Annotated in this window: 22 protein-coding genes; 5 read left to right on the top strand and 17 right to left on the bottom strand. The window is 71.2% G+C overall.

Translation table 11 applies throughout. The features are described 5' to 3' along the window. Window positions 1-13: 13 nt before the first annotated feature. On the bottom strand, window positions 14-355 hold the full coding sequence (gene rplS, locus AC5Y43_RS00330) for a 50S ribosomal protein L19 (protein ID WP_012393605.1): 342 nt from the start codon (window positions 353-355) through the stop codon (window positions 14-16). A gap of 286 nt (window positions 356-641) precedes the next feature. Here rplS and AC5Y43_RS00325 point away from each other — a divergent pair, with 286 nt between their 5' ends. Then, on the top strand, window positions 642-1,598 hold the full coding sequence (locus AC5Y43_RS00325) for a serine hydrolase (protein WP_499968133.1): 957 nt from the start codon (window positions 642-644) through the stop codon (window positions 1,596-1,598). An 86-nt stretch (window positions 1,599-1,684) separates the two neighbouring features. Here the strand turns inward: AC5Y43_RS00325 and trmD are convergent, their stop codons facing one another. The 5 genes from trmD to AC5Y43_RS00300 all read right to left on the bottom strand — a co-directional run bounded on the left by trmD (window position 1,685) and on the right by AC5Y43_RS00300 (window position 4,275). After that, window positions 1,685-2,371 (bottom strand): tRNA (guanosine(37)-N1)-methyltransferase TrmD, encoded by a 687-nt coding sequence (gene trmD, locus AC5Y43_RS00320; RefSeq protein WP_499968131.1) that lies wholly within the window; start codon window positions 2,369-2,371, stop codon window positions 1,685-1,687. Between the two features lie 3 nt (window positions 2,372-2,374). Next, window positions 2,375-2,893: a ribosome maturation factor RimM gene (gene rimM / locus AC5Y43_RS00315; protein ID WP_499968129.1), complete on the bottom strand. Its 519-nt coding sequence runs from the start codon at window positions 2,891-2,893 to the stop codon at window positions 2,375-2,377. Between the two features lie 11 nt (window positions 2,894-2,904). Further along, on the bottom strand, window positions 2,905-3,147 hold the full coding sequence (locus AC5Y43_RS00310) for an RNA-binding protein (RefSeq protein ID WP_003878715.1): 243 nt from the start codon (window positions 3,145-3,147) through the stop codon (window positions 2,905-2,907). Between the two features lie 5 nt (window positions 3,148-3,152). Next, entirely contained in the window at window positions 3,153-3,686 is a 534-nt protein-coding gene (gene rpsP / locus AC5Y43_RS00305; RefSeq protein ID WP_499968127.1) for a 30S ribosomal protein S16, read from the bottom strand. A gap of 169 nt (window positions 3,687-3,855) precedes the next feature. Then, window positions 3,856-4,275 carry a nuclear transport factor 2 family protein gene (locus AC5Y43_RS00300; RefSeq protein ID WP_499968125.1) on the bottom strand — a complete coding sequence of 140 codons (420 nt, stop codon included), beginning with the start codon at window positions 4,273-4,275 and terminating at the stop codon, window positions 3,856-3,858. A 59-nt stretch (window positions 4,276-4,334) separates the two neighbouring features. Here AC5Y43_RS00300 and AC5Y43_RS00295 point away from each other — a divergent pair, with 59 nt between their 5' ends. After that, entirely contained in the window at window positions 4,335-4,592 is a 258-nt protein-coding gene (locus AC5Y43_RS00295) for a hypothetical protein (RefSeq protein WP_499968123.1), read from the top strand. A gap of 15 nt (window positions 4,593-4,607) precedes the next feature. On the opposite strand, the gene AC5Y43_RS00290 is transcribed toward AC5Y43_RS00295, so the two are convergent. Then, the gene (locus tag AC5Y43_RS00290) at window positions 4,608-5,099 is read right to left on the bottom strand and encodes a carboxymuconolactone decarboxylase family protein (RefSeq protein WP_499968121.1); all 492 of its coding nucleotides are present in this window, start codon (window positions 5,097-5,099) and stop codon (window positions 4,608-4,610) included. Between the two features lie 56 nt (window positions 5,100-5,155). Here AC5Y43_RS00290 and AC5Y43_RS00285 point away from each other — a divergent pair, with 56 nt between their 5' ends. Next, a complete protein-coding gene (locus AC5Y43_RS00285) occupies window positions 5,156-6,022 on the top strand; it encodes a D-alanyl-D-alanine carboxypeptidase family protein (RefSeq protein WP_499968119.1) in 867 nt (288 codons plus the stop codon). Here the strand turns inward: AC5Y43_RS00285 and AC5Y43_RS00280 are convergent. The 5 genes from AC5Y43_RS00280 to ffh all read right to left on the bottom strand — a co-directional run bounded on the left by AC5Y43_RS00280 (window position 6,019) and on the right by ffh (window position 12,700). Then, a complete protein-coding gene (locus AC5Y43_RS00280) occupies window positions 6,019-6,615 on the bottom strand; it encodes a TetR/AcrR family transcriptional regulator (RefSeq protein WP_499968117.1) in 597 nt (198 codons plus the stop codon). The genes AC5Y43_RS00285 and AC5Y43_RS00280 overlap by 4 nt on opposite strands. A 1-nt stretch (window position 6,616) precedes the next feature. Then, window positions 6,617-8,404 carry an N-acyl-D-amino-acid deacylase family protein gene (locus AC5Y43_RS00275; RefSeq protein WP_499968115.1) on the bottom strand — a complete coding sequence of 596 codons (1,788 nt, stop codon included), beginning with the start codon at window positions 8,402-8,404 and terminating at the stop codon, window positions 6,617-6,619. A gap of 92 nt (window positions 8,405-8,496) precedes the next feature. Beyond that, the gene (locus AC5Y43_RS00270) at window positions 8,497-10,026 is read right to left on the bottom strand and encodes a serine/threonine-protein kinase (RefSeq protein WP_499968113.1); all 1,530 of its coding nucleotides are present in this window, start codon (window positions 10,024-10,026) and stop codon (window positions 8,497-8,499) included. A 9-nt stretch (window positions 10,027-10,035) separates the two neighbouring features. After that, window positions 10,036-11,112, bottom strand: coding sequence for a metal-dependent hydrolase family protein (locus AC5Y43_RS00265; protein ID WP_499969336.1), 1,077 nt, complete (start codon window positions 11,110-11,112; stop codon window positions 10,036-10,038). A gap of 13 nt (window positions 11,113-11,125) precedes the next feature. Then, window positions 11,126-12,700: a signal recognition particle protein gene (ffh, locus tag AC5Y43_RS00260; protein WP_499968111.1), complete on the bottom strand. Its 1,575-nt coding sequence runs from the start codon at window positions 12,698-12,700 to the stop codon at window positions 11,126-11,128. A gap of 137 nt (window positions 12,701-12,837) precedes the next feature. Here ffh and AC5Y43_RS00255 point away from each other — a divergent pair, with 137 nt between their 5' ends. Both AC5Y43_RS00255 and AC5Y43_RS00250 read left to right on the top strand, forming a co-directional pair. After that, window positions 12,838-13,617, top strand: coding sequence for an alpha/beta hydrolase (locus AC5Y43_RS00255; RefSeq protein WP_499968109.1), 780 nt, complete (start codon window positions 12,838-12,840; stop codon window positions 13,615-13,617). A 110-nt stretch (window positions 13,618-13,727) separates the two neighbouring features. Next, entirely contained in the window at window positions 13,728-15,425 is a 1,698-nt protein-coding gene (locus AC5Y43_RS00250; RefSeq protein WP_499968108.1) for a DEAD/DEAH box helicase, read from the top strand. Here AC5Y43_RS00250 and AC5Y43_RS00245 read toward each other — a convergent pair. The 5 genes from AC5Y43_RS00245 to smc all read right to left on the bottom strand — a co-directional run bounded on the left by AC5Y43_RS00245 (window position 15,422) and on the right by smc (window position 24,646). Continuing rightward, the gene (locus AC5Y43_RS00245) at window positions 15,422-17,827 is read right to left on the bottom strand and encodes a [protein-PII] uridylyltransferase (RefSeq protein ID WP_499968107.1); all 2,406 of its coding nucleotides are present in this window, start codon (window positions 17,825-17,827) and stop codon (window positions 15,422-15,424) included. The genes AC5Y43_RS00250 and AC5Y43_RS00245 overlap by 4 nt on opposite strands. Window positions 17,828-17,872: 45 nt before the next feature. Beyond that, on the bottom strand, window positions 17,873-18,211 hold the full coding sequence (locus AC5Y43_RS00240) for a P-II family nitrogen regulator (protein ID WP_499968105.1): 339 nt from the start codon (window positions 18,209-18,211) through the stop codon (window positions 17,873-17,875). Then, complete coding sequence (locus tag AC5Y43_RS00235) at window positions 18,208-19,593, bottom strand: ammonium transporter (RefSeq protein ID WP_499969334.1); 1,386 nt, start codon at window positions 19,591-19,593, stop codon at window positions 18,208-18,210. Before AC5Y43_RS00235 ends, AC5Y43_RS00240 begins: the two co-directional genes overlap by 4 nt. A 156-nt stretch (window positions 19,594-19,749) precedes the next feature. Beyond that, window positions 19,750-21,000 (bottom strand): signal recognition particle-docking protein FtsY, encoded by a 1,251-nt coding sequence (gene ftsY / locus AC5Y43_RS00230; RefSeq protein ID WP_499968103.1) that lies wholly within the window; start codon window positions 20,998-21,000, stop codon window positions 19,750-19,752. A 52-nt stretch (window positions 21,001-21,052) separates the two neighbouring features. Next, window positions 21,053-24,646 (bottom strand): chromosome segregation protein SMC, encoded by a 3,594-nt coding sequence (gene smc / locus AC5Y43_RS00225; protein ID WP_499968101.1) that lies wholly within the window; start codon window positions 24,644-24,646, stop codon window positions 21,053-21,055. Window positions 24,647-24,745: the final 99 nt, after the last annotated feature.

The raw sequence follows: 24,745 nt of genomic DNA, 5'->3' as shown, positions 1-24,745 counted from the left end.
CAGCGTAGGGGCGTCAGCGCTTTTCCTTGATCTTGGCCTTCTTGCCGCGCAGTTCACGCAGGTAGTACAGCTTGGCGCGGCGCACGTCGCCACGGGTCACCACCTCGATGTGGTCGATGTTCGGCGAATGCACCGGGAACGTGCGCTCGACGCCGACGCCATAGCTCTCCTTGCGCACGGTGAACGTCTCGCGGATGCCCCCGCCCTGCCGGCGGATCACCACGCCCTTGAACACCTGGATGCGCTCCTTGGCGCCCTCGATGACCTTGACGTGCACGTTGATGGTGTCGCCCGGGCTGAAGGCCGGGATGTCGTCGCGCAGCGACGCCTGGTCGACGAAGTCCAGCCTGTTCATTGTGAGAACTTCCTTGCGCTCGCGGCCCGCGACCGCGGCCCACACAGGGGCGGTCAACAAGCCGATGGGTTTCGGGCTTTGTGCGTGTATCTCGCAGCGGCCGGGAAGCGGCCCGCCCCGGTGACGGGTTCGAGACAACTGCACAATTGTGCCAGACACCCCGCGCGCAGTGAAAATCACAGGTGAACGTCGCGGTTCGGCACCAGCCGAGGGCGCTGCGAGTGGTACATATGACTGGGGCCATTGTGCCCGCCCACCTGTCGGTTTTTCGTCGAGGAGATCCGGGATGCGCGCCCGCCCGCTCACCGTGCTCGCCGCCGTGGCGGCGGTGACGCTGGTGCTGGCCGGCTGCGACGAGGCGCTGGTGGAGTCACAGGCCCAGCCGGCGGCGTCGGGCGACCCGGGCCACAGCGCGCCCGCCCGCCAGGCCCTGACCCAGCCGGAGACGGTTCAACTGCTGCTGGACAGCGTGCCGATGCACGGGCCGCCGCAGGCGCTCGCGGGCACGGTGTTCGGCGGCCTGCCGGCGCGCATCCAGCGGGCCATCGACGAGGCGGCCGCCACCGGCGCGGCCCTCTCGGTGGCCGTGCTGGACCGCAAGACCCACGAACTCGTCGCCAACGGCAACGGCCAGGTCATCGGGACCGCCTCGGTGGCCAAGCTGTTCATCGCCGACGACCTGCTGCTGGCCGAGTCGCAGGGCCGGACCGTCTTGTCGCCGGAGGACCGCCAGGCCCTCGACGTCATGCTGCAGTCCTCCGACGACGGCGCGGCCGAGAAGTTCTGGGCCCAGGGCGGCGGCGACGCCATCGTCACCGCGGTCACCGCCCGCTACGGGCTGTCGTCGACCACCCCGCCCGGCGACGGGCGCTGGTGGAACACGATGAGCACGCTGACCGACCTGGTTCGCTACTACGACATGCTGCTCGACGGGTCGGGCGGGCTGCCGCCCGAGCGGGCCGCGGTCATCGTCAACGACCTGGCCCAGTCGACGCCAACCGGGGTCGACGGGTACCCGCAGCGGTTCGGCATCCCCGAGGGGCTGTTCGCCGAGCCGGTGGCGGTCAAGCAGGGCTGGATGTGCTGCATCGGCAGCGACTGGATGCACCTGTCGACCGGCGTGATCGGCGCCGACCACCGCTACGTCATGGTGGTCCAGTCGCTGCAGACCACCGACGACGCCACCGCGCGCCAGACGATCACCCAGGCCGTCAGGACGATATTTCCCAACGGCCGCATCTGACGCGGACGCGGCTTCTCAGCGCGACTGTGCGGCACGCCGCACACTCGCTTCCGAAGGTGCGGCCAGCCGCACGCTCGGCGCAATCATCACTCTTCGCCGCGCAATAGATCGGGGCGGCGCTCCCGGGTGCGCTGCAGCGAAACCTCCCGGCGCCAGGCGGCGATGCGCGCGTGATCACCGGACAGCAGAACGTCGGGGACGTCGAGCCCGCGCCAGCTGGGCGGCCGGGTGTACGACGGGCCCTCCAACAGGCCGTTGGAGTGTGAATCGTCTTGGTGCGACTGCGGATTGCCGATCACCGCGGGCAGCAGCCGGACCACCGCCTCGATCATCACCACCGCCGCCGCCTCCCCGCCCGGCAACACGTAGTCGCCGATGGAGACCTCCTCGACCCGCATCCGCCGCGCGGCGTCCTCGACGACGCGCTGGTCGATTCCTTCGTAGCGCCCGCAGGCGAACACCAGGTGCGCCTCGCCGGTCCAGCGCCGGGCCGTCGCCTGGGTGAACGGCGTGCCGGCCGGGGTAGGGACCACCAAAAGCGTTTCGCTCGAACAGGTCTCGTCCAGCGCGTCGCCCCAGACCGGCGCCTTCATCACCATGCCGGGACCGCCGCCGTAGGGCGCGTCGTCCACGGAATGGTGCACGTCGTGCGTCCAGCGGCGCAGGTCGTGCACCCGCAGGGCGACCAGTCCCGACGCGACCGCCTTGCCCGGCAACGATTGTCGCAGCGGATCCAGGTAGGCCGGGAAGATCGTGATGACGTCGATGCGCACGGCTCAACCCAAATCCAGCAGGCCCTCGGGCGGATCGATCTCGATCAGGCGATCGTCCAGGGACACCGACGTGACGATGGCGCCGACGAAAGGCACCAGCACTTCACCGGACTCGCGCCGCACCGCCAGCAGCTCGCCGGCCGCGGTGTGCAGCACCTCGGCGACCACCCCGACGTCGTGTCCCGTCGTCGTGCGGACCGCCAGACCCTCGAGCTGATGGTCGTAGTAGGTGTCGGGCTCGTCGATCGGCGGCAGGTCTGCGGAGTCCACCACGAACACGTTGCCGCGCAACGTGTCGGCGGTGTCGCGGTCGTTGACCCCGGCCAGTCGCACCAAGAGCCGCCCACCGTGCTCGCGCGCCTGGTCGATGACGACGTCGCGTTCGGTGCCGCTACGAGAATCCTTGGCGCGCAACGTGTTACCCGCCGCGAAGCGGGCGGCTGGGTCATCGGTGCGGATCTCCACGACCACCTCACCGCTGATGCCGTGCGCCTTGACCACCCGCCCGACCGTCAACTCCACGGGAGCGCCCGCTACTGGTCGGTGTCCACCACGTCGACGCGGATGCCGCGGCCACCGATCCCGGCGACCAGCGTGCGCAGCGCGGTCGCGGTGCGTCCCCCGCGGCCGATGACCTTGCCCAGGTCGTCGGGGTGGACGTGCACCTCCACGGTGCGCCCGCGCCGGCTGGTCACCATGTCCACCCGGACGTCGTCGGGGTTGTCGACGATCCCGCGGACCAGGTGCTCGACTGCGTCAACGACGACGGTGCTCACGCCGGTCAGCCTTCCTGGGCCGGTTCGGCCGGCGCCTCGGCCGGGGTCGCCTCGGCGGCCGGCGTCTCGGCAGCGGCCGGCGTCTCTTCGGCGGTCGGCGTCTCTTCGGCGGTCCCGGGGGTTTCTGCGGCGGCCTTCGCGGCCTTCTTCGCGGGCGCCTTCTTCTTCGGCTTGGCGGCCTCGGTGGTGGGCGCGCCGTCGGCCTCGGCCAGCGCGGCGCTGAACAGCTCCAGCTTGCTGGGCTTGGCGGGCTTGACCTTCAACCGGCCCTCGGCGCCCGGCAGGCCCTTGAACTTCTGCCAGTCACCGGTGATCTTCAGCAGCTTGAGGACGGGCTCGGTGGGCTGGGCCCCCACCGACAGCCAGTACTGGGCGCGCTCGGAGTTGATCTCGATGAGGCTCGGGTCTTCCTTCGGGTGATACCGGCCGATGACCTCGATGGAGCGGCCGTCGCGGCGGGTGCGGGCGTCGGCGACGGCGATGCGGTACTGGGGGTTGCGGATTTTGCCGAGCCGGGTGAGCTTGATCTTCACAGCCATGGTTAAGCGATGTCTCCTGTGGGTGTCACGCTGCAATTCAGCGACGCCGGCGGGATGCCGGGGCCCGGTTTTGCCTCGCGTGTCGCGACCGCCTCGCTCCGAAAGAATCAGTGATCGCGGGGCGGACAGCCGCCCATTGTGCCAGACCAGGGGCCTCAGGCCGAAATCGTCACATGACCTTCTGGAAGGTCTTGGTCTCGACCCGGCGGCTCATCCGCCAGCCCTCGGGCGTGCGCACGAATTCGTCGTCGTACCACAGCCCGCAGAACAGGATCTGCTCCTTGTCCCCCGGGAGCACCATCGGGTTGAAGCAGATCACCCGCGACGAGGCGCTGTCCCCGTCGACGCGCACCGAGAAGTTGCCGAGCATGTGCGCGTACACCGGGAAGGTCGGCAGGACCTCCGCCAGCCACTTCTTGACCTCGGGGAAATGGCCCTCGATGCCGCCCAGGGCCGTGTAGTCGATGTAGGCGTCGGGCGTGAACACCTTGTCCAGGTCGTCGAAGCGGCGGTTGTCGATGGCGGTGGAGTAGTCCACCAGCAGCTGCTGAATCTCGAGGCGGTCGGAGATCTCTTCCAGGCTCAACATGCGTCGATTCAACACCCCGATTGGGATCGGTAGCGGCGCGGGCGGTGTCGACTTGCCGGATGACCCCTTCGAAGATTGCGATCGCGGTAGTGGCCACGACGCTGTTGCTCTCGATCGGCTCGGCGCCTTCGGCCGGGGCCGCCCCTTGCCCGGCCGGAAAGTCCTGCCAGCACTGGTGCCCGGACGACGTCCTTCCGGCCGGCCGCCCGGTGCCGTGGGACGGTGGCGTCTGCCACGACTATTTCTGGGATTACTACGGCGTGCACGACGTCGGCGACGGGAAGTTCTACTCCTGGCGCGACATGCCCTGGCATTGACGCAGGCTGAGCGCGTCAGTCCCCCTGCGTTTCAGCGTGTTTCGCGTTGACCGCGGCCGGCGGATTCCGGAAGCTGATCGCCATCCGGTTGTACGCGTTCATCAGGCCGATAGCGATCGTCAGGTCGACCAGTTCCTTATTGTCGAAATGTGCCGATACCGCTGCGTATGCGCCGTCGGGCGCGCCCGTGGTCGATATCCGGGTGACGGTTTCGGCCCATGACAACGCGGCCCGCTCGCGGCTGTCGAACAGCTCACCGGCTTCCTCCCACACCGGAACCAGGGCAATCTTTTCGTTCGAGACGCCCAGTTCGCGCAATTCCCGCGAGTGCATGTCGATGCAATAGGCGCACCCGTTGATCAGCGATACCCGCAGGTACACGATGGTCAGAAGCACCTTGGACAGGCCCGACTGGCTGACGTAAAGATGAACGCCGCCAAGGGCTTTCATACCCCGTGGGGCCACCTGTTCGTAGTCGATTCGCTCACTGCACATGCGTCGATTCAACACCGGATGGTGGCGAAATGGGCATCACGGCGGCCGGGAAGTTAAACTTTTCGCCCATGCGCAAGCTCCTGGCCACGCTCGCGGCGCTGCTCGCGGTGATCATCGGCGCAGGCACCGCACGTGCCGACAACACGCAGCCGATCGGCTCGGTGCCCATCCCCGACGGCCCGGCCCAGACCTGGATCGTGGCCGACCTGGACAGTGGCCAGGTGCTGGCCGGCCGCGACCAGAACGTCGCCCATCCGCCCGCGAGCACCATCAAGGTGCTGCTGGCGCTCGTCGCGCTGGACCAGGTGAGCCTGGACTCCACCGTCGTCGCCGACGTCGCCGACACCGAGGTCGAGTGCAACTGCGTCGGCATCAAGCCCGGTCGCACCTACACCGCGCGCCAACTGCTCGACGCGCTGCTGCTGGTGTCGGGCAATGACGCCGCCAACACGCTGGCGCACCTGCTGGGCGGCGCCGATGCGACGGTCGCCAAGATGAACGCCAAGGCCGCCTCCCTGGGCGCGACGAGCACGCATGCGTCGACCCCGTCCGGGCTCGACGGGCCCGGCGGCTCGGGGGCGTCGACGGCGCATGACCTGGCCGTAATCTTCCGCGCCGCGATGGCCAACCCGGTGTTCGCGCGGATCACCGCCGAGCCGTCGGCGATGTTCCCCGGCGATCGCGGCGACGAGCCGATCACCAACCAGGACGAGCTGCTGCAGCGCTACCCGGGCGCGATCGGTGGCAAGACGGGCTTCACCAATGCCGCGCGCAAGACCTTCGTCGGCGCCGCCACCCGCGGAGGCCGCCGGCTGGTGATCGCGATGATGTACGGGCTGGTGAAACCGGGCGGCCCGTCGTACTGGGATCAGGCCGCCACCCTGTTCGACTGGGGATTCGCGCTCAACCCCGAAACCGGCATCGGCTCGCTCTAGTCACCGCGCAGGGCGGCGGCCAGCAGCGCGGTCAGCAACGGAATGCGCTGCTCGGCGATCTCCGGGTGCGGCAGCACCCCCTCCACCACGGCGGCGCCGTCGAACACGTTGCGCATCAGTGTCACCAGGACCGGGAAGGTTTCGGCCGGAAGGTCCTCGGCGCCGGGCAGTGCCCGGGCCGCGTCGTGAATCTTCGCGGCGTACTGCGCGAGCTCGTGTTGCATTGTGGCCCGGAGCTTTTCGTCGGTGCGTGCGGCGATCGTCAGCTCGTAGAAGACGGCGTTGGTCGGGTCGGCGGTGATGTCGCGCAGGATCGGCAGCGCCGCTTCCAGCACCGGCCGGTCGGCTGGAATTTCAGTGACCCGCTTGGTGAACGACTCCACCTGGCGGCGCAACACCTCCGACGCCGTGGCCGCCATGAAGTCGCCCATGGTGTCGAAGTGGCGGAACAGGGCGCCGACCGAGACCCCCGCCCGCTTGGTGATCACCGCCGCCGAGGCCCGCGCGTAGCCGACCTCGATGATCGTGGCGATGGCGGCTTCGAGGAGGCGCGCGACGGTCTCCTCGCGGCGCTGCTGCTGGGTTCTGGCCATGTCAGACACCGACTTTCAGCGCGCCGGCATGCCGCTGGCCGGCCCGCAGGTAGCGGCCCGACTTCACCGTTTGCCCGTAGCCGGCCCGGAATTCGCCGTTGCCGAATACCACCGCGCCGCCCACGCCGGTGGCGACGACGGCGTCGTCGTTGCGGTTGACCATGCGCCGCAGCCCGCCGTAGAACGGCACCGCTTCCTCGTGATAACCGTCCACCGCCTCGTTGAGCCCGGCCGGGTCGATCACGACGAAGTCCGCGCGGTCGCCTTCGCGCAGCGTCCCGGCGTCGATGCCGAACCAGTCCGCCAGTTCGCCGGTCAACCGGTGCACGGCCCGCTGCATGGACAGAAACGGCGCGCCCGCGCGCTGCGCGTCGCGGGCGCGCTTGAGCATCCGCAATCCGAAGTTGTAGAACGCCATGTTGCGCAGGTGCGCACCGGCGTCGGAGAAGCCCATGTGGACGCTGGGCTCGGCGGCGAGCTTGTCGAGCTGCCTGGGCCGGTGGTTGGCCACCACGGTCGTCCACCGCACGTTGCGCTCGCCGTTTTCGACGAGCACGTCGAGGAACGCGTCCAGCGGGTGCAGCCCGCGCTCGTCGGCGAGGGCACCAAAGCTCTTGCCCAGCAACGACTTGTCGGGGCACTCGACGATGACGGCGTCGTGGAAGTCGCGGTGCCACAGCGTCGGGCCGAGCTTGATGCGGTCGAACTCGCGCCGGAACTTGCGGCGGTAGGACTCGTCGGCCAGCAGCTCGTTGCGCTGCAGCTGGTCGCGCAGGTGCAGGGCCGCGGTGCCCGCGCCGAACTCCTCGAAGACCGGCAGGTCGATCCCGTCGGAGTACAGCTCGAACGGGACCGGCAGGTGCTGGAATCGCACCTGCGAGCCCAGGAACTTGTTCAGCAGACGGGTGCCCAGCCCGAACGTGTGCACGGCGAACGGCATCGACTTGGCGTCCGCGGACACCAGCAGGCTCATCCGAACCCCGTTGCGCCGGCCCAGCATTGCGCTGCTGGCCAAAAAGAACAGCAGCCCGGACTTCGGGTCGTCGACGTCGGGTGCGCTCTGCAGGATACGGCGGTGCTTGCGCAGCACCTTGATCAGCCGGCGCCGTTCCCGCCACGTCGCGAAGGTCGACGGCAGCGCCCGCGACCGGAAGCGGTCGCCGTCGAGTTTGTCGATGGCCGCGTCCATTCCGGACATCCCCAGCATCCCGGCGTCGAGCGCCTCGTCCAGCAGCGCCGCCATCCTCTCCAGCTCGGCGCCGGTGGGCCGCACGGTGGCGTCGGTGGCGCGGTCGAGGCCCAGCACCGCCGCCCGCAGGTCCGAGTGACCAAGCAGGGAGCCGACATTCGGGCCCAGCGGCAGCGCGTCGATCGCCTCGACGTAGCCCGCGGCCGTCGACCACGATTTGGTGGAATCCAAAGCGCCGTAGACGTATTCGCGCGGTACCGCCTCGACCCGGCTGAACAGGTCGGCGGCGTCCGCGGAGCTGGCGTAGACCGTCGACAGCGAGCAGTTGCCCAGCAGGACGGTCGTCACGCCGTGGCGCACCGACTCGCGCAGCCCCGGGTCCAGCAGCACCTCGGCGTCGTAGTGGGTGTGCACGTCGATGAGGCCGGGCAGCACCCACTTGCCGGCTGCGTCGATCACCTCGGGACAACCGGTCTCGTCCAGGGGCCCGGCCGAGACGGTGGCCACCACGCCGTCGCGGATGCCGAGCGTGCGGGTCTGCGGCGCGGCGCCGGTGCCGTCGAACCACAGCCCGTCGCGAATGATCACGTCGTAGGTCACCGTCTGCCTCCAGGTCGTCGGGTGCCACGAACCGTAACATAGATAGCAAGCACTCGCATTCTTTTCTGCACCTTTGTCAAAAGGCGTCAGGATCAGGGCGGGGGCGGCACAGTCACGCCCGGCGGCACCTCGCCCGTACGGGCCGCCGCGACGGGGGCGCGCAGGACGGCCCCGAGCTGGTGGCACTCGCTGCTACGCACGGTGACCGTGATCTCGCCCGCCAACTCGCCCTCCCGTAGCGGCTGCAGCGACAGGCTTTGTGTCGTGGCCTGTGTCGCCACCGCTCCGTTGGGCCCGACGCACGGGAACGCCGCCGTCTCCGTGCGGGACAGCCAACGGCCGTCGCGGAAGTCCAGCACGATGGGTTGGCCGTCGGGCGATTTGGCGCGCGTGAGGTCGGCGTCGTCGAGCAGCGTCCCGACGGCCGTGCACGGGCCGGGCCCGCAGGTCGAGCGGAAGGCCCACCACGTCAGTACCTCGGGCCGTTGGGGATTGGGCCGGCCGTTGAACGTCTGCTTGGTGCGCCGAACCTCGAGGCGGTAGGAGCCGTCGAGCGGGGCCGGCGCGGCGGGCGGGGGGCCGGGCGCCGGCGCGGCGCTCGTGCTGGTGGCGGGGAGCGCGGCCGGTGCCGCGGTGGTGTCGGTCTTGCGGCCGACGACGAAGCCGGCCGCGAGCAGCCCGACGGCGAGCACCACCGCGGCGGCGCCCACCACGACCTTGCGGGTTCGGCGCCTCCCCGACGCGACCGGCGCGGGCCGCCACGCGTCGGGCGCGAACGGTCCGGAAACGTCGTGGTTTTCGGGCCAGGCGTAGGCGGGATAGTCGACCACCGGGGCGGCCGCGGGACGGCGATCCCCGACTGGTGCGATGCCCGCGTGTTCGTTTGCCGCGTCGGCGAACTCGCGGCAGGTGCCGAACCGGTCGGCGGGACTTGCGCCGAGCGCCCGGGCAAACGCGCCGTCGAGGCGCGCGAGTTCTGGACGCTGGTCGCTGAGTCGGGCGTCGGGCGCCGGCGGCGAGCCGGTCAGCAGGTAAAACGCGGTGGCCGCCAACGCGTACTGGTCGGCGCGCCCGTCGATGGCCGCGCCCGCCAGCTGTTCGGGCGCGGCGTAGCCGGCAGTGCCGGGTTGGCGGGCTATGCCGAAATCGGTCAGCAGGATGCGTTGTTGGCCTCCGCCGCGGCCCGTCACCAGGACGTTGGCCGGTTTGACGTCGCGATGCAGCAGCCCGTACGCATGGGCGTAGTCGAGGGCGCCGGCGATGGCGGTCACCAGCGCGAGCGCCTCGCCCGCCGGTGCGACGGCCGGGAATCGGTCGGCCGCCAGCCGCGCGGCGTTGGTCCCCTCGACGTAGTCCGTGACGGCGTAGAGCTGCCCCTCGAACTCGCCGCGGTCGTGGACCTCGACGATGTTGGGGTGGTAGAGACTGCGCGCGAGGGGCGTCTCGGCACGGAATCGCCGGCGGAACTCCTCATCCGCGGACAGCGCCGGCGACAGGACCTTCAGCGCCTGCCAGCGCGCCGATCGGGGGTCCTGGACGAGGTAGACCGCACCGGTCGCTCCAGCACCCAGCCTCCGCGCGACCAGGTAACCGGCGAAGGTCGCGCCGCTGGCCAACGCCATTCCGCGATCCTACCGAGGCGGGCGAAAGGCCTTGCCGCGCAGGATCACCAGGTCGGGCCGGCGCAGCACGTCCGGGCCCGACCGCGGGTCCTCGGCGTAGCACAGCAGGTCCGCCGACGCCCCGTGATCGAGGCCGGGCCGGCCCAGCCAGGTCCGCGCATCCCAGCACGCCACGCCCAGGGCCTCGGTCGGGCTCATCCCGATGCCCTTGAGCGCCTCGACCTCGTCGGCGATGCGGCCGGGCGCGACCATGGTGCCGGCGTCGCTGCCGGCGTAGATCGGCACGCCCGCCTCCCTGGCCGCGGCGATCCGCGCGGGGCCGCGCGCGTGCAGGTCGCGCATGTGGGAGGCGTAGGCCGGATATTTCGCAGCGGCCTCGGCGATGCCCGGGAAATTCTCGACGATGTTGACCAGCGTGGGGACCAGCACGGTGCCGCGCTCGACCATCAGCTCGATGATGTCGTCGTTTAGGCCGGTGCCGTGCTCGATGCAGTCGATGCCGGCGTTGATCAGGCCGGGCAGCGCGTCCTCGCTGAACACGTGCGCGGTGACCCGGGCGCCGTGCGCGTGGGCGGTGTCGATCGCGGCCTTGAGCACGTCGTCGGACCACAGCGGCGCGAGGTCGCCGACGCCGCGATCGATCCAGTCGCCGACGAGCTTGATCCAGCCGTCGCCGCGGCGCGCCTCCTCGGCCACCGCCCCGGGCAGTTGCCACTCGTCGTCGAGCTCCCGCGAGAAGCCCGCGGCATACCGCTTGGGTCTGGCCAGATGTTTTCCGGCGCGGATGATGCGAGGCAGGTCTTCGTGGTCGTCGAGGCTGCGGGTGTCGGTGGGCGAGCCGCAGTCGCGCAGCAGCAGCGCGCCGACGTCGCGTTCGATCTCGGCCTGGGCGATGGCCTCCTCGAGCGGGATCTCGCCGTGGTCGCCCAAGCCGACGTGGCAGTGCGCGTCGACCAGCCCGGGCAGGATCCAGCCTTTCCCGAAGACGGTGTCGGCGCCGGCGACCGGTTCGGTGCTGAGGCGGCCGTCGACGATCCACCGCTGGATCTCGGTCCCGTCGGGCAGCCCCAGACCCCGCACGTGCATGCGCACGGCGCGGCTAGTTCTTGCCCGGGAACTTGAGCTTGGACAGGTCGAAGTCGGCCAGCCCGGGCGGCAGCTCGTTGAGGCCCTCGGGCATCTGCGACAGGTCGGGGAACCCGGCCGGCATGCCGGGCATTCCGGCGCCGAGCGGGTTTCTGACCTTCGGCGGCGTGGGGCCGCGCGCGCCCTTCTTGCCCTTCTTGCCCTTGGACCCCTTGCCGCCCTTGGATTTTCGGGTCGCCGATTTGCGGCCCATCCCCGGGATGCCCATGCCGCCGAGCATCGACGACATCATCTTGCGGGCCTCGAAGAAGCGGTCGACGAGCTGGTTGACCTCCGACACCGTCACCCCGGAGCCGTTGGCGATGCGCAGCCGCCGCGAGGCGTTGATGATCTTCGGGTCGGCGCGCTCCTGCGGCGTCATGCCGCGGATGATGGCCTGCAGCCGGTCGAGCTGGCTGTCGTCGACCTGGGCCAGCACGTCCTTCATCTGGGCGGCGCCGGGCAGCATGCCCAGCAGGTTGCCGATCGGGCCCATCTTGCGGATGGCCAGCATCTGCTCGAGGAAGTCCTCCAGCGTCAGCTCGCCGCTGCCGATCTTGGCGGCGGCTTCCTCGGCGCGCTGCGCGTCGAAGACCTGCTCGGCCTGTTCGATCAGGGTCAGCACGTCGCCCATCCCGAGGATGCGGCTGGCCATCCGGTCGGGGTGGAAGACGTCGAAGTCCTCCAGCTTCTCGCCGCTGGAGGCGAAAAGGATTGGCACGCCGGTCACCTCGCGCACCGAAAGCGCGGCGCCGCCGCGGGCGTCGCCGTCGAGCTTGGTCAGCACCACGCCGGTGAAGCCGACGCCCTGGCCGAACGCCTCGGCGGTGGTGACGGCGTCCTGGCCGATCATCGCGTCCAGGACGAACAGCACCTCGTCGGGGTCGACGGCGTCGCGGATGGCCGCGGCCTGCGCCATGAGCTCGTCGTCGATGCCCAGGCGCCCGGCGGTGTCGACGATGACGACGTCGAAGTGCTTGGCGCGGGCCTCTTCCAGACCCGCGGCCGCGACGGCGACCGGGTCGGGGGGCCCGATATCCGGGCCCGGGGCACCCGCGCCGGGGTGCGGCGCGAACACCGGAATCCCGGCGCGCTCCCCGACGACCTGCAGCTGGTTCACCGCGGCGGGGCGCTGCAGGTCGCAGGCCACCAGCAGCGGCGTGTGGCCCTGGCCGCGCAGCCAGGCGGCCAGCTTGCCGGCCAGCGTGGTCTTGCCGGAACCCTGCAGCCCGGCGAGCATCACCACGGTCGGCGGCGTCTTGGCGAACGCCAGCTGGCGGGTCTGTCCGCCCAGGATGCCGATCAGTTCCTCGTTGACGATCTTGACGACCTGCTGGGCCGGGTTGAGCGCGCCGGAGACCTCGGCGCCACGCGCCCGGTCCTTGATGCGGCCCACGAACGCCCGCACCACCGGCAGCGAGACGTCGGCCTCCAGCAGCGCCAGCCGGATCTCGCGGGTGGTGGCCTCGATGTCGGCGTCGGTGAGCCGGCCCTTGCCCCGCAGCCCCTGCAGGGCACCCGTCAACCGGTCGGACAGCGATTCAAACACGCCCGCCAGCCTAGTGGTTGTGGAGTGAATGCCGAGCGTGCGGCTGGACGCACATTCGGCGCCGAGCGTGCGGCCGGCCGCACACTCGCGGGCAGGAGGGGCTTGACGGCGCGACCCGAGCGAAGAAAAGTCAGCTCATGCTCGAGGTGATCGACACGGGGTCCTGCACCGACGCGCATCCGGTGCCGCTGCTGTTCGTGCACGGCGGCTGGCACGCTGCATGGTGCTGGGAACACTTCCTGGACTTCTTCGCCGACGCCGGCTACCGCGCGGTGGCGATGAGCCTGCGCGGGCACGGCACCAGCCCCACGCCCATCCCCCTGCACAAGGTGTCCGTCGCCGACTACCTCGACGACGTCCGCTCGGTCGCCGACGACCTGGGCGGCGCGCCGGTGCTCATCGGCCACTCGCTGGGCGGCTACGTGATCCAGCGCTACCTCGAGGAGCGGGCCGCCCCGGCCGCGGTGCTGGTGGGCTCCCTGCCGCCGCACGGCGTGCTCGCGGCCGCGCTGCGCGTCTGGCGCCGCCGCCCGTGGATGACCGTGCACTCGTTCAACGACCCCACGCTGGTCAAGTTCCTGCGCACCCCGGCGCTCGCCCGCGGCTACCTGTTCTGTGCCGACACGCCCGAGGCCATCGTCGAAACCTGCTACGCGCGCGTCGGGCCCGAGAGCATCCGCGCGGCCATGACCGACCCGATGTTCCGCCGCGTCAACACCCGGGCGGTGACCACCCCGATCCTGGTGCTCGGCGCCGTGCACGACGGCTTCGTCAGCGTGCGCTCGGTGCGCGCGACCGCGCGCGCCTACCGGACCGAGCCCGAGTTCTTCGACATGGGGCACAACATGATGCTCGAACCGGGCTGGCCCGACGTCGCCAAACGCATCGACGGGTGGCTGCAAACGCGGTCGATCTGACTCGACTCGCGTCGCTGCCGCGCCGAAAAGCGTTGGCATGCTACATTTCACAGCCGTTACCAAACCGAGCCGGCCGCGTCGACGACGCAACTTCGGGGGGAGCTGTTTCGATGCAACCGGCCAGCGACACGGGCTTGGCGCTGCGCGGCTGGCAGCGCCGGGCGCTGGTGCGCTACCTCGCCGGCCAGCCGCGCGATTTCCTGGCGGTCGCCACGCCCGGCTCCGGGAAGACGACGTTCGCGCTGCGGGTGGTGGCCGAACTGCTCGGCCAGCGCGCCGTCGAGCAGATCACCGTCGTGGTGCCCACCGAGCACCTCAAAGTCCAGTGGGCGCTGGCCGCGCAGCGGCACGGCATCGCCCTGGATCCGAGGTTCTCCAACACCAGCCCGCAGACCTCGCCGGAGTATCACGGCGTGCTGGTGACCTACGCCCAGGTCGCCGCGCACCCGACGCTGCACCGGGTGCGCACCGAGCAGCGCAAGACGTTGGTCATCTTCGACGAGATCCACCACGGCGGCGACGCCAAGACCTGGGGCGAGGCCATCCGCGAGGCCTTCGGCGACGCCACCCGCCGACTGGCCCTGACCGGCACACCCTTTCGCAGCGACGACAGCCCCATCCCGTTCGTCACGTACGAATCCGGCGCCGACGGTGTGCTGCGCTCGCAGGCCGACCACACCTACGGCTACGCCGAGGCCCTGGCCGACGGCGTGGTCCGCCCGGTGGTGTTCCTCGCCTACTCGGGGCAGGCCCGCTGGCGCGACAGCGCCGGCGAGGAGCACGCAGCGCGGCTGGGCGAGCCGCTGACCGCCGAGCACACCGCGCGGGCGTGGCGCACGGCGCTGGACCCCGCCGGCGAGTGGATGCCCGCCGTGATCGCGGCCGCCGACGAGAGGCTGCGTCAGAAGCGCGCCCACGTGCCCGACGCCGGCGGCATGATCATCGCCTCCGACCGCACCGCCGCCCGCGCGTACGCCGCCCTGCTGAGCAAACTGACCTCGGAGGCGCCGACGGTGGTGCTCTCCGACGATCCCAAATCGTCGGCCCGCATCACCGAATTCGCCGAGGGCACCGGGCGGTGGCTGGTCGCGGTGCGGATGGTCTCCGAGGGCGTCGACGTGCCCCGGCTGTCGGTCGGGATCTACGCCACCAGCGCCTCGACGCCGCTGTTCTTCGCCCAGGCCATCGGCCGGTTCGTGCGCTCGCGGCGGGCCGGGGAGACCGCGAGCATTTTCGTGCCGTCGGTGCCCAGCCTGCTGCAGCTGGCCAGCGAACTGGAGGCCCAGCGCAACCACGTGCTCGGTCAGCCGCACCGCGAGAGCGAGGATCCGCTCGACGGCGACCCCGCGGTCCGGACGCACACCGAAAAGACCGAAGCCGAACCGGGTTTCACGTCGCTGGGCGCCGACGCCGAGCTGGACCAGGTCATCTTCGACGGGTCCTCGTTCGGCACCGCCGCGCCCGCCGGCAGCGACGAGGAGGCCGACTACCTCGGCATCCCCGGGCTGCTCGACGCCGAGCAGATGCGCGCGCTGCTGCACCGGCGCCAGGACGAGCAGCTCGCCAAGCGCGCCGCCGCGGGCTCCGGGTCCGTCGCGGCCCCGCCGTCGATGCACGGTCAGCTGCGCGAGTTGCGCCGCGAGCTCAACACCCTCGTCTCGGCGACCCACCACCGCACCGGCAAACCCCACGGCTGGATCCACAACGAGCTCCGCCGCCGCTGCGGGGGCCCGCCCATCGCCGCGGCGACCCGCGAACAGATCCAGGCCCGCATCGAAGCCCTGCGCCAGCTGAACTCCGAGCGCTAGCCGGGGTCCCCGGAGGCCTCGGAGTCCGGGCCGCCGAGCACGGCCAGCAGCTGCTTTTCCACGGCCGCCCGCCCGTCGCCGGGCGCCTGCACGCAGAAAACGTCGGCGGCCGTCGACCCGAACGTGTTGACCTTCGCCCACGCGATGTCGACCTGCGCGCGCTCCAGCGCCCGGGTCAACAGCGCCAGCAGGCCCGGGCGGTCCGCGGCCCGCACCTCCAGGACGAGCTGGCCGTCGGCGCCGGTGTCGACCCACAGAATGCGGGGCGGCGCCGTCGAGCGCGTCACGGGCACCCCGGCCTGCACCTCCCCCGCCCGCGAACCCGCGGCCTCGCTGTCGCGCCTCTCCACCATGGCCAACACGTCGATGTCGCCGGCGAGCGCGCCGACGAACTGCTGGCGCAGCAGCTCCGCCGCCGGCGGCGAGCCGAAGTGCGGGGACACCACGAACTCGGTGATCGCCACGCCTCGGTAACTGTTGACCGTCGCCGAATGCACGCGCAGCGAGTTCAGCGCCAGCACCGCGGCGGCCTTGGACACCAGGCCGCGCTGGTCGGGGGCGACCATGACGGCCTGGTACATGCGCGCGCTGTCGCCCGGCGTGATCTCGACGTGCACGCCTCGGTCGGCGGCCAGCGAAAGATAATGCGGCGCAGCGGGATCGGCCTGCGGCAGCGGCTCGCCGGCCATCACCAGCCGGCAGCGGCGCACCAGGTCCTCGATCAGCGACGCCTTCCACTCGCTCCACACCCCGGGACCGGTCGCCTTGGAGTCCGCCTCGGTCAGCGCGTGCAACACCTCCAGCAGCTGCGGGTCCCCGCCCATCGCCTCCGACACACCCTCGATGGTCTTGGGGTCGTTGAGGTCGCTGCGGGTGGCCACCACCGGCAGCAGCAGGTGGTGGCGGACCAGCTTCGACAGGAACTCGGCGTCCTTGGGCGCGACCCCGATCCGCGGGCCGATCTCGAGGGCCATCTCGGCCCCGAGCGCGCTGTGGTCGACCGCGCGGCCCTTGCCGATGTCGTGCAGCAGCGCGCCCAGCGCCAGCAGGTCGGGCCGCGCCACGCGGGTGGCCAGCGGCGCGGCGTTGACGGCGGTCTCGACGACGTGGCGGTCCACGGTCCACTTGTGCGCGATGTCGCGCGGCGGCAGGTCGCGGATCGCCGCCCATTCCGGCAGCAACCGCTCCCACAGCCCGGTGCGGTCGAGCGCCTCGACCGTCGCCACAGCGGTGGGCCCGGCGGACAGCACGACCAGGAAATCGTCCAAAGCCTCTCTGGGCCAAGGGATCGGCATCTCGGGCGCGGCGGCGGCCAGGCGCGTCAGCGTGGCCGCGCCGATCGGCAGCCCGCTGTCGGCCGACGCCGCGGCCACGCGCAGCACCAGCCCGGCGTCGGCGTCGGGTGCGGCGTCGCGGGCCAGCAGGATCTCCCCGGCGTACTCGACGACGCCGTCGTCCAGCGGTCGCCGCTTCGGCCGGCGCACCAGCGCCGACACCCCGCGGCGCGGCAACGCGTTCTCGGCGGTGCGCAGCCCCGTTTCGGCGTGGTAGGCGATGGTGCGGCTGGCGTCGGAAAGCTTGCGCGCCAAGTCGAATCGGTCACCGATGTGCAGGGCGGCGCTGATCTCGTCGGCGTACTGGGCCAGCAGTTGATCGCGCCCGCGCCCGGACACCCGGTGCAGCTCGGTGCGCACGTCGAGCAGCGTCAGGTAGGCGTCGTCGAGGGAACCGCCCGGCGCCTCGGGGCGGGCCATGCCGTGGCGGTCGATGAGCTGGGCGACCCCGAGCGCGTCGAGCAGCTGCACGTCGCGCAGGCCGCCGCGACCCGACTTCAGGTCCGGCTCGGCGCGCTGCGCGATCCGGCCGCAACGCTCCCAGCGGCCGTCGGTGACGTCGACGAGCTCGCCCATCCGCGAGCGAATCGCGCTGCGCCACTGGCGCCTTGCCCCCGCGATCAATTCTTCGGACAACGTGGCGTCGCCCGCGATGTGGCGGGCGTCCAGCATGCCCAGGGCCGCGATCATGTCGGTGTTGGCGACGCCGAGCGCCCCGGAGACCGTTCGCACGCTGTGATCCAGCCGAACGTTGGCGTCCCACAACGGATACCACAGCGCGTCGGCCACGCGCTGCAGCACCTCGCTGGAGGCGTTGGCGTGCAACAACATCAGATCCAGGTCGGAATGCGGCAGCAGCTCGTGGCGGCCCAGGCCACCGATCCCCACGATCGCGAAGCCGCTGGCGTCGGTGATCCCCACCTCGTCGGCCTTGGCGCCCAGCCACGACTCGTGCAGGTCCAGCCACGCGTGCCGCAACTCGGCCGCGTGCAGCCCGGAACCATCCGAGATCAGTCGGCGCCGCGAGGCGGCCAAATCGCCTGCGCCGCCGGTGTTTCCCAAGTTCATACCCTCCCGGGGCGTCCGGGCCGGATCAGCAAGGTGCGACTGGTGTCATAGCGCTTCGGTCCCGCGTTCACCGGTGCGGACCCGCACGATGGTTTCCACGGGGGTGACCCAGACCTTGCCGTCGCCGATCTTGCCGGTGCGGGCCGCGCGAACGATGCTGTCCACGACCTTGTCGACGATCGAGTCGTCGACGACGACCTCGATGCGAACCTTCGGCACGAAGTCGACCGAATATTCGGCGCCCCGGTAGACCTCGGTGTGGCCCTTCTGCCGCCCGTAGCCCTGGACTTCGCTGACGGTCATCCCCAGAACGCCCGTCTCCTCGAGGCTGGTCTTGACGTCGTCGAGGGTGAACGGCTTGACGATCGCGGTGATCAGCTTCATGACTGCTCCGCCTCCACTCTGTGGCCCACTCGCTCCTCCTCACGGCCGTAACGGGTGTCCTCCACGGCGACCCGGGGAGGCAGGACCGACCCCGTGACGACTGCGAAATCGTAACCGCTTTCGGCGTGCTCGGCCTCATCGATGCCGGAGGCTTCCGCCTCGGGATCCAGCCGCAGCCCGATGGTGTATTTCAGGATCAACGCCAGGATAAGCGTGACGACGCCCGAGTAGATCAGGACGCTGAACGCGCCGATCGCCTGGCGCTCCAGCTGCGCCCAGCCGCCGCCGTAGAAGAGCCCCTTGGACACCCCGACGACGCCGTTGATGGCCGGGCTCTCCGGTGCGGCCAGCAGGCCCACCAGCAGCGTGCCCGCCAGGCCGCCGACCAGGTGCACGCCGACCACGTCGAGCGAGTCGTCGAAGCCGAACCGGAACTTCAGCCCAACCGCCAGCGCGCACACCACGCCGGCCACCAGGCCGACCACCAGGGCGCCCAGCACGTTGACCGACGAGCACGACGGGGTGATGGCCACCAGCCCGGCGACGATGCCCGACGCCGCCCCCAGCGTGGTGGCCTTGCCGTCGCGGATGCGTTCGGTGAGCATCCAGCCGAGCATCGCGGTGGCCGTCGCGACCGTGGTGGTCATGAACGTCGTCCCGGCCACGCCGTTGGAGCTGGTCGCCGAGCCGGCGTTGAAGCCGTACCAGCCGAACCACAGCAGCCCGGCCCCCAGCATCACGAACGGCAGGTTGTGCGGACGGAACAGCGTCGTGGGCCAGCCGCGACGCTTGCCCAGCACGATCGCCAGCATCAGGCCGGCCACACCGGCGTTGATGTGCACCGCGGTGCCGCCCGCGAAGTCGATCGCGTGCAGCTTGTTGGCGATCCAGCCACCGTGCTCGGACGCGAACCCGTCGAACGCGAAGACCCAGTGCGCGACCGGGAAATACACGAACGTCGCCCACAGGCCGGCGAACACCAGCCAGGCGCCGAAGCGCAGCCGGTCGGACACCGCGCCCGAGATCAGCGCGACGGTGATGATCGCGAACATCAGCTGGAAGGCCACGAACACGGTGGCGGGCAGGGTGCCGGCCAGCGGGATGTCGATCGCCGCGGTGCCCTTGGTGGGATCGGCGGCCGCGGCGTTGACGCCGATCAGTCCCTTCAGGCCCCAGAACGAACTCGGCTTTCCCACGACACCGCCGGCGTCGTCGCCGAAGGCGATCGAGTAGCCGTACAGGACCCACAGCACGGTGACGACGCCCATCGCGCTGATGCTCATCATGAGCATGTTCAGCACGCTCCGGGCGCGCACCATGCCGCCGTAGAAGAACGCCAGGCCCGGCGTCATCAACAGCACCAACGCGGAACTCGCCAGCATCCAGGCGGTATCGCCGGTATTGGGCTGGCCCAGTATCGGATATGTCACTCGCGGTCTCCTCCGGTCTGCCTGACCAGAACCATGCGCAATGGTTGTTTCGGCAAAGGGACCGCCGTGTTTCGGCGTCATTAACGTCCCCCGGTGGGGGCGCGCGAGTCAGCCGAGCAGCGCGTCGACGAAGGCCGCCGGCTCGAAGGGCGCCAGGTCGTCGGGGCCCTCGCCGAGCCCGACCAGCTTCACCGGCACCCCGAGCTCTTGCTGGACGCGGAAAACGATGCCGCCCTTCGCCGTTCCGTCCAGCTTGGTCAGCACCGCGCCGGTGATGTCGACGACGTCGGCGAACACCCGGGCCTGGGCCAGCCCGTTCTGCCCGATGGTGGCGTCGAGCACCAGCAGCACCTCGTCCACCGCCGCGCGCCGGGTCACCACGCGCTTGACCTTGTCGAGCTCGTCCATCAGCCCGACCTTGGTGTGCAGCCGCCCGGCGGTGTCGATGGCCACGACGTCGGCGCCGGCGGCGATGCCCTTGTCGACGGCGTCGAACGCCACCGACGCCGGGTCGGCGCCCTCGGGGCCGCGCACCACCTCCGCGCCGACCCGCGCGGCCCAGGTCTCCAGCTGATCGGCGGCCGCGGCGCGGAAGGTGTCGGCCGCGCCCAGCACGACGCGGCGCCCGTCGGCCACCAGCACCCGCGCCAGCTTGCCGACGGTGGTGGTCTTGCCGGTGCCGTTGACGCCGACGATCAGCAGCACCGACGGGTGGTCGGCGTGCGGCAGCGCGCGGATCGAGCGGTCCATCTCGGGGTGCAGCTCGGTGATCAGGACGTCGCGCAGGACGGCCTTGGCGTCGGCCTCGGTGCGCACGTTGCCGCCGGCCAGCCGGCTGCGCAGCTGGGAGACCACCGACTCGGTGACCACCGGGCCCAGGTCGGCGACCAGCAGGGTGTCCTCGACTTCCTGCCAGGAGTCTTCGTCCAGGTCGCCGCCGCCGATCAGGCCCAGCACGCTGCGACCCAGCGCGTTCTGCGAGCGGGCGAGCCGCCCCCGCAGGCGCTCCAGCCGGCCCTCGGGCGGTTCGATCGCCTCGACTTGCGGGGCTTCGGGCACGGGTTCGGGCTCGGACTCGGACTCCGGTTCGGGCAGTTCGACGTCGGAGATGGTGCGTTTGGGCGCGTCGCGGGGAATTGTCGCATCGTCGCCCACCGCGGGCAGGCCCGTGGTGTCGACGCCCTGGCTGAACGTGATGCCCGACGAGGCGGTGTAGCCGCCGGAGCGATCCAGCGCCTGCGGCTCCGGCCGGGCCAGGCTGATCCGTCGCCGGCGGTACAGGGCGAGGCCGGTGACCAGCACGGCGATGACGACCAGGGCGGCGATGACGGCGATCGCGATCCAAAGACCTTGTGACACGCCGACAATCCTTCCAGGGGCCTCTCGCCCGCGACCCCGGGGGCAACGCGAACTAGGTGGAGACCAGCTGCTCCACCTGTTGACCGCGCATTCGCTGGGAGATCACCGCCGTGATGCCGTCGCCCTGCATGGTCACGCCGTACAGCGCGTCGGCGACCTCCATCGTGGGCTTCTGGTGGGTGATGATGATGATCTGCGAGCGGGCCCGCAGCAGCTCGAACAGGCTGATCAGGCGGCGCAGGTTGGTGTCGTCGAGGGCGGCCTCGACCTCGTCCATGATGTAGAACGGCGACGGGCGGGCCCGAAAGATCGCCACCAGCATCGCCACCGCGGTCAGCGCCTTCTCGCCGCCGGACAGCAGCGACAGCCGGGTGATCTTCTTGCCCGGCGGACGGGCCTCCACCTCGATGCCCGTGGTGAGCATGTCGTTGGGGTCGGTCAGCCGCAGCCGCCCCTCCCCGCCGGGGAACAGCACCGTGAAGACTTCGGTGAATTCGCGTTCGACGTCGGTGAAGGCGTCGCTGAACACCTGCAGGATGCGGGCGTCGACGTCGGCGATGACGTCGAGCAGATCCTTGCGGGCGGCCTTGACGTCCTCGAGCTGGGTGGACAGGAAGTTGTAACGCTCCTCCAGGGCGGCGAACTCCTCCAGCGCCAAGGGGTTGACCCGGCCCAGTTCGGCCAGCTCGCGCTCGGCGCGTTTGGCCCGCCGCTCCTGAGTGGGCCGGTCGTAGGGCAGCGGCGCGGGCGCGACGACCTGCTCGCCGCGCTCGCGGGCCTGCTCGAACTCGGCCATCTCCAGCTCGGTCGGCGGCAGCGGAACCTCGGGCCCGTACTCGGCGATCAGGTCGGACGGCGCCATCCCGAACTGCTCGAGCACCATCTGCTCGAGCTGCTCGATGCGCATCGCGGCCTGGGCGTTGGCCACCTCGTCGCGGTGCAGCGAATCGGTGAGGGCGGCCACGCGGGCGTTCAGCGCGTGCACCTCGTCGCGCACCGCCGCCATCGCCGCCGAACGCTCCTGACGCTCGGCGGCCAGCGCGTCGCGGATCTTGGTGGTGGCGGTGACGACCCCGTCCAGCCGCCCGGCCAGCGCCCGCCCGGCGTCGGCCACCGCCGCGGCCACCGCGGCCGCGCGCAGCCGCGCCGCCCGCGCCTGCTGCGCCCGCAGCCGCGCCTCGCGTTCGGCGGCGGCCGCGCGGCGCAACGAATCCGCCCGCCCGCGAACGGCATTGGCGCGCTCCTCGGCGGTCCGCACCGCCAGCCGGGCCTCCACCTCCACCCCGCGCGCGCTCTCCGCGGCGGCGGCGATCTGCTGGCGGTCAGCGGGCTCGGCCGCCTGCACCTGCCGGGTCTCCTGGGCGTTGCGCAGCCGGGTTTCCAGCGCGGTGACCTCGTCGACGGTCTGCGCGCGCCCCGCCTCGAGCTCCTCGCGCTGGCGCAGCAACCCGCCCCACTCCTCGCTGGCGGCGCGCGCCTCCTGCCCGAGCCGGCCCAGCTGCTCGTACATCGCCGAGATCGCGGTGTCGGACTCGTTGAGCGCGGCCAACGCCTGCTCGGCCGAATCCTGGCGGGCGGTCTGCTCGGTGAGCGCGCCGGACAGCGCCGCGCTCAGCTGGTCCACCTGCGCTTCGGCAGCGACCAGCTCGCTGTGCGCCTTGTCGATTTCCGAGGTGAGCTCCAGCGTGGAGAGCTTGCGGTCGGAACCGCCACTCACCCAGCCGGCGCCCACCAGGTCGCCGTCGAGGGTGACCGCGCGCAACCGGGGCCGCGCGGTCACCAGGTCCAGCGCCTCGCCGAGGTCGTCGACCACCGCGACGCCCGAGAGCATGGCGATCATCGCCCCACGCAGCCGATCGGGCGCCTCGATGAGGTCGAGCGCCCACAGGGCGCCGCCGGGCAGCGCGGCGGCGGGCGCGGGTTGCTCGGCCGGCCAGTCGTGTAACACCAGCGCGGCGCGGCCGCCGTCGGCCTGCTTGAGGGCGACGACCGCGGAACGGGCCGCGCCGAAGCCGTCGGCGGCCAACGCGTCGGCGGCCGAACCGAGCACCGCCGCCAGCGCCGCCTCGTAGCCTGAGCGCACCTTGACCAGCTTGGCGATCGGCCCGAAAAGCCCTGTGCCAGCAAGGTTTTGGGTGAGCCAGGCCGCGCCGTCCTTGCGTTCCAGCCCCACCGACAGCGCGTCGATGCGGGCCCGCAGCGAGGCCACCTCCCGTTCGGCGGCCCGCTCGGCGGCCTGCAGTTCGGCGACGCGTTGGTCGGCGCTGCGCAGCGCGGCGACGGTGCGGTCGTGGTGCTCGTCGAGGCCAACCTCGCCCTGATCCAGCTCGCCGACGCGCGCCTGCACGGTTTCGAACTCCGCGCGCGTCTGCTGGGCGCGCGCGGCGGCCTGCTCGATGCGCTCGGACAGCCGCGCGACGCCGTCGTCGATCGATTCGACGCGCGCCCGCATGGTCTCCACCTGACCGGCCAACCGCGCCAGGCCCTCGCGACGGTCCGCCTCGGCGCGCACCGCCGCCAGATGCGCCCGATCCGCCTCCGCGGCCTCGCGCTCACGCTCGGCCAGCTCCGTGCGCGCGGCGTCCAGGCGGGTGCGCGCGCCGGCCAGCTCGGCCAGCAGCCGCTGCTCGGCCACCTCCACCTGCTGGGCCTCCGCCTCCAGCGCGTCGGGATCGGTGTCGCTGGTCGTCGCGGGCTCCACGTCCAGGTGCTGGGCGCGTTCGCTGGCGATGCGCACCGTGGCGGCCACCCGCTCGGCCAGTGCCGACAGCCCGAACCAGGTGTGCTGGACGGACTCGGCCCGACCCGACAGCTCGCCGAGCGCCGTCTCGTGCGCGGTCAGCTCCTCCGACGCCACCGCCAGGCGGGCGGCGGCCTCGTCGTGGTCGCGGCGCATGATCGCCTCGGCCTCGAAGATCGCGTCGCGCTCGGTCTGGCGGCTGACCAGGTCGTCGGCGGCCAGCCGCAACCGGGCGTCGCGCAGGTCGGCCTGGATTCGCGCGGCCCGTTGTGCCATTTCGGCTTGACGCCCGAGTGGCTTGAGCTGGCGGCGCAGTTCGGTGGTCAGGTCGGACAGCCGGGCCAGGTTGGCCTGCATCGCGTCGAGCTTGCGCAGCGCCTTTTCCTTGCGCTTGCGGTGCTTGAGCACGCCGGCCGCTTCCTCGATGAACGCGCGGCGATCCTCCGGGCGCGACTGCAGGATCTCGTCGAGCTTGCCCTGCCCGACGATGACGTGCATCTCCCGGCCGATCCCGGAGTCGCTCAGCAGCTCCTGCACATCCATCAAACGGCAACTGCTGCCGTTGATTTCGTACTCGCTGGCGCCGTCGCGGAACATCCGCCGCGTGATCGACACCTCGGAGTACTCGATGGGCAGCGCGTTGTCGGAGTTGTCGATGGTGACGGTGACCTCGGCGCGGCCCAGCGGGGCGCGCGAGGAGGTGCCCGCGAAGATGACGTCCTCCATCTTCCCGCCGCGCAGCGTCTTGGCCCCCTGCTCCCCCATCACCCAGGCCAGGGCGTCGACGACGTTGGACTTGCCGGAGCCGTTGGGCCCGACCACCGCGGTGATGCCCGGCTCGAAGCGCAGAGTCGTCGGCGAGGCGAAGGACTTGAAGCCCTTCAGCGTCAGGCTCTTGAGGTACACGGCGTGCCAGACTACCGCTCAAATCGGCCGGGTCGCCGTCACCGAGGGGTGTCGCCAGGCCCGAAATGTGCCCGCGGCTTACCGGTCGGCGCACTGGTC

It is taken from the genome of Mycobacterium sp. NGS57 (assembly GCF_059812405.1).
The sequence above is the reverse complement of the archived record's forward strand: the minus strand, read 5'-3'. Positions and strand labels throughout refer to the sequence as shown.